Below are 13,837 nucleotides of genomic sequence, written 5' to 3'. Positions count from 1 at the left end.
CTCGCGCGGGATCCGACCCGGGCGGGCGGATTCTCGTGCGGGATCCGGCGCCCCGCTCCGACCCCGATCCGGCGCCCGGATCCGACCCCGCAAAACTTTTTCGAACTTTTTCCCATCCGATCGACGGAGGGCTCCGAATCATTCACAAGCCGCGGAACGCCGTGGTGCCACATACTGAGGAGGAACGTCATGTTTACCACCCGGAAGACCCTCACCGCCGCTTTCGCTCTGACCGTCGCAAGCGCCTTCGTACTCACCGGTTGCTCGATGGACGACACGTCGGCTCCCGCGGAGACGGAGTCGATGCCCGACACGAGCCAGACCGAGGAGATGGAGACCGAGGCCATGGACCCGGCCGCGAATCTCGTCGGACCCGGCTGCGCGGCGTACGCCGAGGCCGTGCCGGACGGCGCGGGCTCGATCATGGGCATGTCCCAGGATCCGGTGGCCGTGGCCGCCTCGAACAACCCGATGCTGAAGACCCTCGTCTCGGCGGTGAGCGGACAGCTGAACCCCGATGTGAACCTCGTCGACACGCTGAACGGGAGCGAGTTCACCGTCTTCGCGCCGGTCGATGACGCCTTCGCCAAGATCGACGCGGGCACCATCGACACCCTGAAGACCGACAGCGACCTGCTGACCTCGATCCTGACCTACCACGTGGTTCCCGGCCAGATCGAGCCCGATGACATCGTGGGCAGCCACGAGACGGTGCAGGGCGGCACCGTTGAGGTGACCGGCTCGGGCGACGAGCTGATGGTCAACGACGCGACCGTCGTGTGCGGTGGCGTGCAGACCGCCAACGCCACGGTCTACCTCGTCGACACGGTGCTGATGCCGCCGGCTGCGTAATGCCGACCGCGCACGGAGTGCGCCGAGCGGGGCCGGTCTGATCCTTCGGGATCGGGCCGGCCCCGCTGTCGTGCGTGCGCCGGATGCGGCGGATGCGGTCGGTCCGAGGTCGCGATGGTTGCAGCGTGCCATACTGCGGATATGCGAGTACTGATCGTGGGTGCGAGCCGTGGGCTCGGCCGGGCACTGGTGGAGGCGCTCTCCGACGACGGCCACGAGGTGGTCGGGGTGTCGCGCACGGTGCCGGAGGATCTCGGCGCCGTGCTCGCGGCGCGTTGGATCGCCGCGGATTTCGGAGACCCGGCGGCCGCCGCCGAGGCCGTCGCCGCGAGTGCCCCCGCAACCCTCGACGTGGTGATCTACAACCTCGGCATCTGGGAGCCCGACGCGTTCTCCGAGGCCTATGACTTCGCCGACGAGCAGGACGCGACCACCCTCGACCTCGTGGCGACGAACATCGCGGGGCCCCTCCTGCTGCTCCGCCGGCTGCTCCCCCGCCTGCTCGAGTCCGCCGCGCCGCGCCTGCTCCTGACGGGGTCGACATCGGGGCTGCCGCGCAGCGGACGACCGGAGCTCGCCTTCGGAGCCTCGAAGTTCGCGCTCACCGGGATCGCCGACGCATTGCGCGAGCACTACCGCGATCGCCGGCTGGCCGTGACGACGCTCCAGCTCGGCAACCTGAACACCGTGGATGCGCTCGACGTGCCGGTCGAGATGGCCGCGGCGCGCGGGGACGGCGCACTGATCCCTCTCCACGACGTGGTCGAGGTGGTGCGCACCGCGATCGGACTGTCACCCGCGGCGTACCTTCGGGAGATCGTGCTGCCCGCGATCCTCGACGAGCGGTTCTGAGCCCGCCCTGCGCGGGGCGCGTGAGGAATCGATGCGCCTCCGCCTAGGCCGGCTCCACCTCGCGCGCGGTGCGCCGAACCAGCTCGAGATCACCGCTCGTGAGCCCGGACTCGAGCACCCGGCCGTCCTCGACCACGAGGCGCCCGGCAGTGATCACGGATGCCACGCCGTAGTCGGCGTCGAGCAGCACGAGATCCGCCGCGCCACCCACCATCACGCGACCTTTGTAGGGCCAGTCGAACATCTCCGCGACGTTCGTGGACGCCATGCGCACCGCCTGACCGACACTGAGCCCCTGGCGCACGATCAGGTTGCGGAAGACCTCGTCGATCCGCGGCGGGATCAGCCGGATCAGGGTCTCGACCCGGCGGAACTCGTCGAGGTACGCCTCATTGCCGCCCGCATCGGAGCTGATCGTGATCCGCGATGCGTCGACCCCCTCGCGCAGCAGGTACATGATCGCCTCGTCACCGGGGATCTCGCTGCCGAACCCGCTGCGATCCGGCATCCCGGCGGTGATGTCCGCGTAGCCGCCGAGCCGGGTCACGCGCATCGTCTCGTCGAGCAGCCCCTCGTTCCAGTTGCAGTGGGTGATCTGGAAGTGGCCACCCACGCTCCGCGACGCACCGTGACGGGCGTTCTCATCGGTGCCGGTGAAGTCGTAGCGGTGCACGACGTCCTCGATGACGCCCAGCCCGCCGGGCAGGATCCCGGCGTGCACGTGGATGATCCCGAGTTTGCCCGCCATCTGCGACCCCGAGAGCACCTGCCAGAGCAGGCGGTGCAGCTCGTCCGGTGTCCACGGCGGGGCGAGGAAGTCGGAGAGGGCGATCTTGGCGCCGACGAACTCCGGGATAAGGAACAGGTCTCGGGTCACGCTCTCGGTGAGCGACTGCGGCGGGTTGCCGAAGCCGTTGCTCCAGAGCCGCGTGTCGAGCCCCTCCGCGGCGAGCGCACGCGCCTTCTGCAGCATCGCCTCGTAGGAGCGGGAGATCGAGTCGGCGCCCTTGGGGCTGATCGCCGTCGTGATCCCCGCGGCGACGATGTCGCCGAAGGTGAACTCGGGCTCGCGCGAGATCGGCCCGGCGCCGATGCTCCCGCCCCCGGTGATGTGCAGGTGGGAATCGATGAATCCGGGGATGAGGATCCGGCCCTCGGCCTCGATGACGCGCGTGCCCGGTGGCACCGGGTCGATACGATCGGCGATGGCGCTGACCCGCCCGTGGTGCATCAGCACGTCGCGGCGGCCGAGCGACTCGGGGGCGTGGACCTCGGCATCACGGATCAGGATCGCGGGAGCTTCGTGGTCGAAGTAGTGGGTCATGTCTGCAGTCTTTCGTCAGCGGGTGGAGGGGCTACGCCGTGGCCTCAGTGGTCTGTTCCGCGGCCACCCAGTGGATGAGCCTGCGTCGCAGCAGCCGGACGAGCATGTTGAGCACGATGCCGATGGCCCCGAGGATGAGCAGGAGCGCGAACACCGCGGGCGTGTTCATCTGGAACTGGGCCTGGACAATGAGGACCCCGAGGCCGCTCTGTCCACCCACGAACTCGGCCACGATCGCACCGAGCGTGGAGAGCACCACCGCGACCTCGAACCCGGTGAAGATCTGCGGCAGCGCGGAGGGGAGCACGACCTTGCGGCGGATCTGTCCCCGGGTCGCGCCGTTCACCCGCATCATCTCGATCTGCGCCGGATCGACGTTCTTGAACCCCGACATCGTGTTGATGAGGAGCGGGAAGAACGTGAGGAGCGCCACCACGACGATCTTCGATTCGATGCCGAAGCCGAACCAGATCAGCAGAAGGGGTGCGATCGCGACCTTCGGGATCGACTCGAACGCCACGATGTAGGGGTAAAACGTGCGCCGGAAGACCTCGACCTCCGCCAGCAGGATGCCGAAGAGGAACCCGAGGAAGGCACCGATCGCGAGACCCGCCATCGCCTCCCCGAGGGTGACGAGACTGTTCTGGAAGTAGAGCGGCACGGCGGCGGGATCGAGCAGCGCCTGCAGCACCGCCGACAGGGACGGGAAGTAGATCGTCGGGACGTCGAACGCCCGAGGGATGATCTCCCACATGGCGAGCGCGAACACCAGGAAGGCCAGCGGATAGACCAGCCTCGACAGGCTGCGCCGGGTGCGCCCGGCGCGCGGTGCGGGGGTGGAGGCGGCCGCACGCGGGGCGGCCGGCGCGGTTTCGACCGCAATCGATCGGGTGACGCTCATCGGGTCGTCTCCTTCGCCTCGAGTGATTCGCGGATGCGCAGCACGAGCTGACCGAATCTCGGATCGGCCTGCACGCGCTCGTCGCGCTCGGGGCCGAACGGCACGTCGAACGTCTCGATGATGCGGCCGGGTCGCGGGCCCATGACCACCACACGCTCCGCGAGGAACACGGCCTCGGGGATGTCGTGGGTGATCATGACCACCGTCTTCCCCGTCGAGCGCCAGAGCTCGTTGAACTCGAGGTGGAGGTGCTCACGGGTGAGTGCGTCGAGTGCGCCGAACGGCTCGTCGAGCAGAATCACCTCCGGGTCGGCGATCAGTGCGCGGCAGATGGAGGCCCGCTGCTGCATGCCGCCCGACAGTTCTCGGGGATACCGATCCGCGAAGTCCGTGAGGCCGACCATGGCGAGCAGTCGCTTCGCGTTCTCGCGATCGGCGTCGTTGGGCCGGCGTCGCAGTTCGATGGGGAGGAGGAGGTTCTGCAGGATCGTGCGCCACTCGAGCAGCACCGGACGCTGGAAGACGACGCCGAGCTTCGGGCTCGGGCCGACGACCGCGTCGCCGTCCACGAGGATCCGCCCGTCGCTCAGGGTCTCGAGTCCGGCCATCATGCGCAGCAGGGTGGTCTTGCCGCAGCCGCTCGGTCCGACGATCGCGACGAACCCGCCCGGCTCGACGTCCAGGTCGACGCGATCGACGGCGAGCACCGCTCCTCCGCGCGATGCGAACGTCTTCGAGACCTGCTCGATGTGGATCATGGCGTCCGTCCGTCCCGGGGCCGAGCGATCGGCGGGAGACGGAGATCTGCCGACTACGGCTTCCACTGCTCCGCCTCCGCGATGACCTCGGCGTCGTCGAAGTCGTTGTACGCCTCCGAGAACTCGTTCGTGAAGAGCGTCTCCGCGTCGAGCGGCGTGCTGATGACCCCGGAGTTCTGGGCGAAGCTCACCCACTCCGCAACGGCCTCGGGCGAGTAGGCGCCCCAGGTGCCCTCGGTCGCCGGATCGCCCGCGGTGAGGATCCCGAGCCGCGCCTGGAGGGCGATCGTGTCCGAGGCCAGCTGCTCCTCCTCGGCCGTTCCGGCGATCCGCGTCTCGGGGAATGCCCCGTACATCATGGTGAGCGCCGCCTCGGGGTTCGTCGCCGTGAAGAGACTCGCCTGCGCCATGGCTCGGCCGAACCGTTCGATGGTGTCGCCGTGCGCGTCGGCGTAGGTCCGCGAGGTCATGTAGGTGGTGGAGAAGAGCTGCTCGGCGCTGTCGCTGCTGAAGGTGCGCAGGGGCACCCCGTTCGCCTCGATCGCGGCGTACTCGGTGTCCCAGAGCTCGAGCGCGTCGACGCGACCACTCTCGAGCGCGTGGATGGCCTGTGCACCCACCCCGACGGCGAGGTGCTCGTAGTCGCGACCCGGCGCGAGATCCACACTCGCCAGGATGCCGTCGGTAAGCAGGATGTTGCCGCTGCCGAGGGCGTCCGCGCCGATCGTGGTGCCCGCGAAGTCCTCGAGGGACGCGATCGGGCTGTCCTCGAGCACCGCGATGCTGCCGGTAGGGGCGCGCAGGTAGTTGTAGACCATCACGAACTCCTGACCGGACTCCTGCAGCTGCAGGATCGGGCCCGGGGTGGCGCTCTCGATGTCGACCTTGCCGGTCATGAGGGCCTGCCCCTCGGATGCCGACGTCGTGTTCACGATCTCGACGTCGAGGCCCTCCTGCTCGAAGTACCCTCCGGCTACCGCCACGGCAAGTGGCGAATTGTTGGCACCCATGACAGATGGGAGGCCGAAACGAACCTTGGTGAGCTCGGACGACCCCGAGCCGTCACCGTTGCCGGACGTGGGCGAGCACGCGACCGCGCCGGCGGCGAGCCCGAGCGCCACGGCGACTGCGGCTGCGCGCCGCAGTGCCCTGTTGCGAATAGTCATGGGAATCCTCCTCGATTCGGGATCGTGCACTCGCGCGCCCCGGCATCATCATGACACAGTTTTCGCCACTATTCAATTTCTTTAGTTTCATATTCGCCACATCTAGGTGGCATGGGGCACGAAACAGTGATCTAGGGAAATCGGATGTTCGCGCGCCGCACCTGGCGCGGCTCCGTCTCGCACTCCGCCACCACGACCCCGGAGAAGTCCGCGAGGGTACCGGTCGTCCACGCGTGCAGGTCCGACAGGCGGGGCAGCTTCACGATGCACTCGAGCGGGTGCGATCCCGTGGTCGCAACACAGTACATGATCGACGGGTCCGCGGCGAGATGCTGCCCCAGCGCATCGACGCGGGCGGCATCGACGGTGAAGCGGAGGTGGGCCTCGAGTGCCAGACCGGAGACCTCGGGCGAGACCTCCGTGCGCATCTGCAGCAGTCCGCTGCGGAAGAGCGCCCGCATGCGGCGCCCGATGAACTGGCTCGTGACCCCCGCGGCCTCCGCGACCTCCTTGGCGGGAGTGCGGCCGTCGCGCTCCAGGGTTTCGGTGATGATCCGATCCTGCGCCGTCAGTTCGACGATGCCGGCGTCGGCGCCCCCCTCCGCGGCGATGTCCTTCAGGAGCCGCTGCCGCGCCCCGGCGTCGAGCCGACCGCCGTGCCACTGGTGCCCGCGCCGGTAGGGGCGCGTGATCCGCGCCAGTTCACTGCCGATCACCCCGTCGATCTCAGGCAGGAGGTCGTTGGCGATCTCGTCGACGGCGTCCGGCCCGACCGGGAGGAAGAGCCCCTCCACTCGGTTCGACCCGGGGAACGCCGTGACGGAGTAGGCGTCCCTGCGCTGCGCCAAGTGCTCGGCAACGCTCGCCGTACCCCCTGACGCACATCGACACGCATGAGCAAGGCGTCAACGGCGCCCAAGCGGGCTTCGTCGAGGTAGGCGGAGATGCGCACGAGACCGGCGTCGAGCAGTTGCTGCCCGCGGCGGGCGACCGTGCGCTCTGGCTGCCCGATCACGTCGGCGATGAGGGTCCAGCTCGCGCGTCCGTTGACCTGGAGGCAGTCGGCGATGTCCGTGTCGAGCGTCGCGGTCTTCATGATTCGTTTCAACTCCATCGTCACCCGTTGCAGGACGTGCGAGGGCCGCGACTGGACGCCGACCCGACTCCCCCAAGGTATCGACATCGTGCTCGAATCGGAAAAGTGGCGCGGAGAACGTGGACGAGATCGACGCCCCTCAGTCCTCCGTGCGGAAGCCCGCCGGCTTGTGGGTGCCGTCGCAGAACGGTTTGATCGTGGAGAGTCCGCACCGGCACAGCGCCATCGTGCGGCGGTTCCGCTCGATCCGCTCGCCGTCGACCGTCTCGAGCACCACGTCCCCGCGCACGATCAGCGGGCCGTCCGGGTACGGCGTGATGCTCGCGGGCTCGTCGCTCATGCGTCGGCCCCCACAGGTTCAGCACCGGCACTGGCACCCGCACCGGTCGCCCCTGCCCGGAGCGAGGATCCGCCCGCCGTCCAGGCGTCGAACTGATGCCGCCCCATCCAGCCGTCGACCGCGAGGCAGGCCGCCGCCCCGAAGATGATGTCGGGCAGCAGCTCGGGATGATCCTCGGCGAGCGCGCCCGCGAGATCCCGCGCGGCGATCTGCTCGTGCACCGCATCCGCCTCGACGTGCTCGTCGAAGTAGTCGGTGACCTCGGGGCCGAACCCGAGTCGCTTCAGCCCGTCGCCGACCAGCCGGCTCGGAATCGAGGACGTCATCTCGAACGCCGCGAGGTGCCCGACGATCGCGCCCAGGAGCCGGCGATTCAGGCCGAACATCGACATCGTGTTGAGCGACGCGAGGGTGGCCGCCGGGGCGGCGTCGAGATAGGCGCCGTAGCGGTCATCGAGCCCGGCACCCCGCATCGCCGCCGCGAAGAGGGTGGCGTGCACCCGCTCGGGTCGGCCACCGCCGTACTCGTCGGACTGGATCTCGACGAGGGCCGCCTTGGGCCGACCGTGGAGGCGCGGGATCGCCCAGGAGTGCGGATCCGCCTCGCGCAGAGTGTAGATCGAGCGCTGGATCAAGAACTCGCGCGCCTGCTCGGCCGTCGCCTTCTTGGCGAGGTACCGCGACACACTCGGGCCGGAGTCGGCGCCAGTCAGCGCGAACAGGGCCCGCGCGACGGCGTCGGCGTTCGGCTCGGGAAGCTCGGGCATCGGCACCGCGGTGCGGAGCTCGGCCTCGAACGCGGCCTCGAGCGATCGGCGCACGCGCAGCAGCTGCGGCTCCCACTCGAGCTCCGCCGAGAACTCCGGGATCGACCCGTAGGCGGAGGCGTACAGGGCGAACAGCGCGAGCTGGATGTCCTCATCCTCGGCGATGCTGCGGGATCCCGACACCGCCTGGTCGACGAGCTCGTCCCAGGACGCGTATTCGAGATCCTCCCCGCCGACGAGGCGCTGCAGCACCGCCCGGCTCAGGGGCCCGCGGGCGGGGAATGGCAGACCGTCGGGCCGAGCGTGATCGGTCCGAGCGACGGCGGTGGGGGCGTGGGGCACAGTGTTCTCCTCGAGGTGCGGGTGGCCTCAGTGTCTCGCTCCTCCAGCTGCGAGCGCAGGGGCTTGACCCCGATCGTTCGGGGGGCTATCGCGGAACACAGCGGGCACCCTGGAAGAATGAGGGACATGACACCGGCGTTCACCCTGGTCCAGCTCCGCTACTTCGCCACCGTCGCCCGGTTGGAACACATGACGGCCGCCGCGGCCGAGCTGAACGTCACGCAGTCGACCCTCTCGAGCGCGATCGCACAGCTCGAACTGGAGTTCGGAGTGCCGCTGTTCGATCGATTGCCGCGTCGCGGTCTACGGCTCACCCCGGCGGGTCACACGCTCCTCGCGCGCAGTGCCGCGTTCCTCGAGGAGGCCGAGCTGATCTCCCGTTCCGTGCGCGAGGACACGACCGTGCTCAGCGGAGATCTCGTTGTCGGGATCTACGCACCGCTCGCCCCGTTCCGCGCCCCGGTGCTGCTGCAGCAGTTCACGAGCGAGCACCCCGAGGTCAACCTGGTGTTCTTGGAGGGCGACCAGGGCACGCTGCAGCAGGCCCTGCTCGACGGCCACTGCGAGGTCGCGCTCATGTACGACCTGGGGGTGGGCGAGCGCTTCCACCGACAGATCATCGAGCAGATCCCGCCCCACGTCATCGTGCCCGCGCACCACCCGCTCGCGCTCGCCGGCCGGAGCGAAGCGAGCCTTGAGGAGTTCGCCGAGGAGCCGCTGATCCTGCTCAATCTGCCGCACACCCGCGAGTACTACCTCGGACTGTTCAAGCAGTTGGGCATCGCTCCCCGGGTCCGCCACGTGTCGCTGGGATACGAAACCGTGCGCTCCTTCGTGGCGCTCGGCCACGGGTATTCGGTGCTGAACCAGTGGGTCGACCACGGGATGACCTACGCCGGAGCGCACGTCGTGCCGATCCGTCTGACCGACAAGCTGCCGCCGACCGAGGCGTCGCTCGTCCGCCTCGCCGGGATCCGCCCCACACGGAAATCGCGGGCGTTCGAGGCGGTGTGCCTCTCGCTCGCGGAGCGCCGAACCTCGGCCGTGGATCCCGGTTATTCAACGGTTCCGACTGTCGCCATCGAAGCTTCGCATCGAACGAATCGATGAGAAGCAACGAAAGTCTCCATTAGACGCGCGCCTCCCCGGCCTCAATGATTGAGGCAGTCACTCACCTGCGGTCCGGCAACGATGCCGGGTGCCGCCGCAGCAGGTACCGATCAGGAGGACGCAATGACGCACCAATCCGATCCATCCCGCGGATCGCTGGCGGGGTCCGCCACCGCCGTCGACACGGATCCCGTCAACATCCCGACCGGTCCGCTCCCCGTCGTCGAGCGCCGCGCGCTGGACAGCAAAAAGCGGCGAGTGCTCCTCGCGGGCAGCGTCGGTCAGTTCATCGAGTTCTACGATTTCAGCCTCTACGGACTGTCGGCGATTACCCTCTCCCGTCTCTTCTTCCCCGGCGAGAGCCCGGTCGCCGCGCTCCTCGCCACCTTCGCCACGTTCGGCGTCGCCTTCCTGATCCGCCCGCTGGGGGGCCTGTTCTTCGGGGCGCTGGGCGATCGCTACGGGCGTCGACCCGTGCTCTACATCACACTGCTCACCATCGGCATCGCGACGGCGGCGATCGGATTGCTCCCGACCTTCGCCCAGATCGGCGTCATCGCTCCGATGCTGCTCGTACTCTGCCGCCTCCTGCAGGGGTTTTCGGCCGGCGGTGAGTCCGTCGGCGCTCCCGCGTTCGTCTTCGAGCACGCTCCGAAGCACCGCCGCGGCTTCTGGCTGAACATCACCCTCGCCGCGACCGCCCTGCCCTCGGTGGTCGGCGGAACGCTGATCCTGGTGCTCTCGACGAGCATGAGCGCGGAGGCCTTCGAAGCCTGGGGCTGGCGCATTCCGTTCCTGCTCGCGCTTCCGCTCGCGCTGTTCGGTCTGTGGATCCGGTCGCGCACCGAGGAGTCGGACGCCTTCAAGGAGGTGCAGGCGAAGCGCGGCAACGCGGAGCACACCCCGATCCGCGACGCGTTCCGCGAGAACTGGCTCAAGATGCTGCAGGTGATCCTGGTCATGGGCCTCACCGCAATGGGGTTCTACTTCCTCACCGGCTACTTCGTCTCGTACGTGCAGACCGCAGGCGCCCTCAGCCGCGAGCAATCGCTCCTCATCAACGCCGCGGCCATGCTGCTCTACACGCTCGTGCTCCCGATCGGCGGCATGATCGGAGACAAGGTCGGTCGCAAGCCGATGCTCATCGCCGGGGCGCTCGCCATCGCGATTCTCGCGGTGCCGTCCTTCATGCTGGTGACGTCGGGGTCGCTCCTCCTCGCGCTGCTCGGCCAGTCCCTCTTCGTGCTCTGCATCTGCCTCTATGGTGGCGGGTGCTACACGTTCTTCGTCGAGATCTTCACGACCCGCACCCGGTTCACCTCGGCTGCGATCAGCTACAACGTGGGATACGCGATCTTCGGCGGGACCGCGCCGTTCATCGGCACCTGGCTCGTCGACGCGACCGGCATGAACGCGAGCCCGGGCATCTACGTCGCGAGCGCCGCCGCCATCGTCTTCCTCGTCCTCGTATTCACCAATGTCCCCGAGACCCACCCGCTCAAGGGACGCGCACCGAAAGGAGCGAACGCATGAGCTCGTCCGCATTCCTCGCTGATTTCCACGCCGTCGCAGAGATCGGAGCCACCGAGCATCAGGGCGTCGATCGCCAGGCGGCCACCGAGGAGGATCGGCAGACCCGCGAGTGGTTCCGCGCCTTCGCCGTGGAGCGCGGCTGGGAGGTGCGGGTCGACGGCATCGGCAATCAGATGGCGCTCATCGAATTCGCACCGGGCGCACCGCACATCCTGCTCGGGTCACACCTCGACTCGCAGCCACTCGGCGGGCGCTTCGACGGTGCGTACGGCGTCATCGCCGGGCTCCACGCGGCGGAGCGTATTGTGCGGCGGGTCGCGGCGGGCGACCCCCCGCCGCCGGTGAACCTCGCCGTGGTGAACTGGTTCAACGAGGAGGGTGGACGCTTCGCGCCCTCGATCATGGGCAGCTCGGTCTTCGCGGGGTTGATGGACGAGACGCAGATGCTGGCGGTGCGCGACCTCTCCGGAGTCAGCGTCGAGGAGGCCCTCGCCGCGATCGGATACCTCGGCACGGATGCGCGCCCCGACATCGCCGGATACGCGGAGATCCACATCGAGCAGGGCCGGATCCTCGAGCGGGAGGCGACGGCGATCGGAGCGGTCGACTTCAGCTGGTACACGCAGAAGCTGGACATCGAAGTGCTGGGCGAGCAGTCGCACACCGGCGCAACCGCGATGGCCGATCGTCACGACGCGCTCGTGGGTGCGGCCAAGATCATCGTCAAGGTGCACGAGGTCACCGACGGGTTCGAGCCCGAAGCACTCGTCTCCTCGGTCGGGCAGCTCACGCTCGAGCCGAACTCGCCGATCGTGGTCGCCCGCCGGGTCCACCTCGTCGCCGATCTCCGTGCGGCCGAGAAGGACATCGTGCTCGCCGCTCGAGCGCGGCTGCTCGAGGAGATCGCCGAGATCGCGGACGCCGCCGGGCTCACGATCAACGTGCGCGACTTCGATGTGCGCGACAACCAGTACTACCCCGAGAACGGCATCGGCCTCGCGGAGTCCGTATCGGCGGATCTCGGGTTCGGCGTGCGCCGGATCCGCACGATGGCCGGGCACGACTCCGTCGCGATGAACCGGATCGCCCCCACCGTCATGCTCTTCATCCCGTCGGTCGACGGCGTGAGCCACTGCGAGCGCGAGTTCAGCCGAGACGACGACATGGCAGCCGGGGTCGACGTGCTCACCGAAGTGGCCTGGCGCATGCTGCACGGGGCCCTGCACGATGCGCCGGAGCCCGCGCACTCGGCGATCACGGCTCCGGTGCCGAGGTGACCGCGTCGTCGTCCGCGGACTCCAGCGTCGAACTGACCTCGCTGAGCGCAACGGACTCCCTCGCGGGGTTCCGAGCCGGGGACTTCTCGCCGAGCGAGGTACTGGACGCCACGCTGGCGCGGATCCGGAGCGTGAACGGCGATGCGCAGACTGGCATCAACGCCTTCTCCGAGATCCTTGCCGACGACGCGCGGCGCGCTGCGCGGCGGGCGGATGACGCCTACACATCCGCCCGCCGCGAGGACGCCCCGGTTGCCGTGCTCCTCGGCCTCCCGGTCGCCACGAAGGAGAAGCACGGGCTCGCCGGGCGCACCCTCGAACAGGGGCTCGCCGCGACGCGTGGCGAGATCGCGGCGGCGAACCATCCGGTCGTGGATCGGATCCTCGACGCGGGTGGCATCATCCACGCGCGCACCACCTCGCCCGAGTTCTCCTGCGCGACGGTCACGCACTCGCCCGCGTGGGGAATCACCCGCAACCCCTGGAACACGGCTGCCTCCCCCGGCGGGTCGTCCGGCGGAGCGGGCGCGGCGCTCGCAGCGGGGATGACCTCCCTCGCCACCGCGTCCGACATCGCCGGCAGCACACGCATTCCGGCCGGGTTCACCGGCACCGTCGGGTACAAGGCACCGTTCGGCCGCATCCCGGGGCTGCCCCCGCTGGCGGCTGACTGGTACCGCGGCGATGGCCCGATGGGTCGCACGGTCGCCGACACCGCTCTCCTCGCGGCCGTCATGAGCGGACGGCACCCGATCGACCACGGCTCCTGGGGCGCGCACGGCGTGCGGCCCGACGCGATCGCGACCTCCGGCCCGGACGCCGTCAGAGGTCTGCGCATCGGACTCGACCTCACCCTCGGCGACTATCCCGTGGCACCGAGCATCCGAGCCAATACCGAGCGGCTCGCCCGTGCACTCGAGGGTGCCGGGGCGGAGATCGTGCCGGTATCGCTGCCGTGGACCACGGAATTGATCACCCGAACGATCTTCGCGCACTTCGGCCACATCCTGGGCCCCGCCATGGCGGCGCTCACGGCTGGAACCGAGGATCGGCTGGCGGCCTACACCCGGCGATTCATCGCGGATGCCGCGGCGGCGGCGCAGACGACGACGCCGCCCGAGTCCCTGGCACTCGACGCCCGGATCCAGCACGATCTCGCTGCAGCGATGTCGGGTCTCGACGCACTGCTGACGCCGACGCAGGCCGTCGAGATGCTCGCGGCGAGCGCCGACTACCTCGACGGTATCGACGTCTTCGACGCGGACGGAGCTCCCCGGCACCTCGGTCACTACTGGGAAGCGCACATGACGAGCCCGTTCAACGTCGCGAATCGATGCCCCGTGCTCTCCGTGCCCAGTGGGATGTCGAGTGTCGGTGTGCCCACCGGGATCCAGGTCGTCGGCCACCCCTTCGACGAGGCGATGGTCTTCCGCGTCGGGTCGGCCATCGAGTCGCTCGTCGAGATGCCGGAGTTCCCCGCACTGCTGACCTAGAAAAGTGCACCACCCGTGCACTATGC

The 13,837-nt window shown here is 69.0% G+C and carries 13 protein-coding genes; 6 read left to right on the top strand and 7 right to left on the bottom strand.

Annotated features, from left to right (window positions below):
• The first annotated feature begins 189 nt into the window (after window positions 1–189).
• Together MUN76_RS10920 and MUN76_RS10915 are read left to right on the top strand one after the other, a co-directional pair.
• Complete coding sequence (locus MUN76_RS10920) at window positions 190–852, top strand: fasciclin domain-containing protein (RefSeq protein ID WP_244684627.1); 663 nt, start codon at window positions 190–192, stop codon at window positions 850–852.
• Window positions 853–993: 141 nt separating this feature from the next.
• Complete coding sequence (locus tag MUN76_RS10915) at window positions 994–1,704, top strand: SDR family oxidoreductase (RefSeq protein WP_244684626.1); 711 nt, start codon at window positions 994–996, stop codon at window positions 1,702–1,704.
• A 43-nt stretch (window positions 1,705–1,747) separates the two neighbouring features.
• On the opposite strand, the gene MUN76_RS10910 is transcribed toward MUN76_RS10915, so the two are convergent.
• From MUN76_RS10910 to MUN76_RS10880, 7 genes are all read right to left on the bottom strand, one after another.
• Window positions 1,748–3,028 (bottom strand): amidohydrolase family protein, encoded by a 1,281-nt coding sequence (locus tag MUN76_RS10910; RefSeq protein ID WP_244684624.1) that lies wholly within the window; start codon window positions 3,026–3,028, stop codon window positions 1,748–1,750.
• A 31-nt stretch (window positions 3,029–3,059) separates the two neighbouring features.
• Window positions 3,060–3,929: an ABC transporter permease gene (locus tag MUN76_RS10905; protein ID WP_244684622.1), complete on the bottom strand. Its 870-nt coding sequence runs from the start codon at window positions 3,927–3,929 to the stop codon at window positions 3,060–3,062.
• Window positions 3,926–4,687 carry an ABC transporter ATP-binding protein gene (locus MUN76_RS10900; RefSeq protein WP_244684621.1) on the bottom strand — a complete coding sequence of 254 codons (762 nt, stop codon included), beginning with the start codon at window positions 4,685–4,687 and terminating at the stop codon, window positions 3,926–3,928. The genes MUN76_RS10905 and MUN76_RS10900 overlap by 4 nt, the downstream gene beginning before the upstream one ends.
• 53 nt (window positions 4,688–4,740) lie before the next feature.
• Window positions 4,741–5,853 (bottom strand): ABC transporter substrate-binding protein, encoded by a 1,113-nt coding sequence (locus tag MUN76_RS10895; protein WP_244684619.1) that lies wholly within the window; start codon window positions 5,851–5,853, stop codon window positions 4,741–4,743.
• Window positions 5,854–5,984: 131 nt separating this feature from the next.
• A complete protein-coding gene (locus MUN76_RS10890) occupies window positions 5,985–6,701 on the bottom strand; it encodes an Lrp/AsnC family transcriptional regulator (protein WP_244684618.1) in 717 nt (238 codons plus the stop codon).
• 387 nt (window positions 6,702–7,088) lie between these two features.
• Window positions 7,089–7,289: a CDGSH iron-sulfur domain-containing protein gene (locus tag MUN76_RS10885; protein WP_244684616.1), complete on the bottom strand. Its 201-nt coding sequence runs from the start codon at window positions 7,287–7,289 to the stop codon at window positions 7,089–7,091.
• On the bottom strand, window positions 7,286–8,398 hold the full coding sequence (locus MUN76_RS10880) for an iron-containing redox enzyme family protein (RefSeq protein WP_429952641.1): 1,113 nt from the start codon (window positions 8,396–8,398) through the stop codon (window positions 7,286–7,288). Before MUN76_RS10880 ends, MUN76_RS10885 begins: the two co-directional genes overlap by 4 nt.
• A gap of 126 nt (window positions 8,399–8,524) precedes the next feature.
• Between MUN76_RS10880 and MUN76_RS10875 the strand changes: the two genes are divergently transcribed.
• From MUN76_RS10875 to MUN76_RS10860, 4 genes are all read left to right on the top strand, one after another.
• On the top strand, window positions 8,525–9,508 hold the full coding sequence (locus MUN76_RS10875; protein ID WP_244684614.1) for a LysR family transcriptional regulator: 984 nt from the start codon (window positions 8,525–8,527) through the stop codon (window positions 9,506–9,508).
• Between the two features lie 123 nt (window positions 9,509–9,631).
• Window positions 9,632–11,041, top strand: a complete 1,410-nt coding sequence (locus tag MUN76_RS10870) for an MFS transporter (RefSeq protein ID WP_244684612.1) — start codon at window positions 9,632–9,634, stop codon at window positions 11,039–11,041.
• Complete coding sequence (locus MUN76_RS10865; RefSeq protein WP_244684611.1) at window positions 11,038–12,318, top strand: M20 family metallo-hydrolase; 1,281 nt, start codon at window positions 11,038–11,040, stop codon at window positions 12,316–12,318. The genes MUN76_RS10870 and MUN76_RS10865 overlap by 4 nt, the downstream gene beginning before the upstream one ends.
• The gene (locus MUN76_RS10860; RefSeq protein ID WP_244684609.1) at window positions 12,315–13,811 is read left to right on the top strand and encodes an amidase; all 1,497 of its coding nucleotides are present in this window, start codon (window positions 12,315–12,317) and stop codon (window positions 13,809–13,811) included. Before MUN76_RS10865 ends, MUN76_RS10860 begins: the two co-directional genes overlap by 4 nt.
• Window positions 13,812–13,837: the final 26 nt, after the last annotated feature.

This window comes from Leucobacter rhizosphaerae, assembly GCF_022919175.1.
Classification (GTDB): Bacteria; Actinomycetota; Actinomycetes; order Actinomycetales; family Microbacteriaceae; genus Leucobacter; species Leucobacter rhizosphaerae.
This window is presented reverse-complemented; position numbering and strand designations above follow the sequence as displayed.

What these genes read in the sequence shown, in the direction of transcription:
- MUN76_RS10910 (WP_244684624.1), bottom strand. Translation starts at nt 3,028, where the DNA reads ATGACCCACTACTTCGACCACGAAGCTCCCGCGATCCTGATCCGTGAT.
- MUN76_RS10895 (WP_244684619.1), bottom strand. Translation starts at nt 5,853, where the DNA reads ATGACTATTCGCAACAGGGCACTGCGGCGCGCAGCCGCAGTCGCCGTG.
- MUN76_RS10915 (WP_244684626.1), top strand. Translation starts at nt 994, where the DNA reads ATGCGAGTACTGATCGTGGGTGCGAGCCGTGGGCTCGGCCGGGCACTG.
- MUN76_RS10870 (WP_244684612.1), top strand. Translation starts at nt 9,632, where the DNA reads ATGACGCACCAATCCGATCCATCCCGCGGATCGCTGGCGGGGTCCGCC.
- MUN76_RS10875 (WP_244684614.1), top strand. Translation starts at nt 8,525, where the DNA reads ATGACACCGGCGTTCACCCTGGTCCAGCTCCGCTACTTCGCCACCGTC.
- MUN76_RS10920 (WP_244684627.1), top strand. Translation starts at nt 190, where the DNA reads ATGTTTACCACCCGGAAGACCCTCACCGCCGCTTTCGCTCTGACCGTC.
- MUN76_RS10900 (WP_244684621.1), bottom strand. Translation starts at nt 4,687, where the DNA reads ATGATCCACATCGAGCAGGTCTCGAAGACGTTCGCATCGCGCGGAGGA.
- MUN76_RS10905 (WP_244684622.1), bottom strand. Translation starts at nt 3,929, where the DNA reads ATGAGCGTCACCCGATCGATTGCGGTCGAAACCGCGCCGGCCGCCCCG.
- MUN76_RS10885 (WP_244684616.1), bottom strand. Translation starts at nt 7,289, where the DNA reads ATGAGCGACGAGCCCGCGAGCATCACGCCGTACCCGGACGGCCCGCTG.
- MUN76_RS10865 (WP_244684611.1), top strand. Translation starts at nt 11,038, where the DNA reads ATGAGCTCGTCCGCATTCCTCGCTGATTTCCACGCCGTCGCAGAGATC.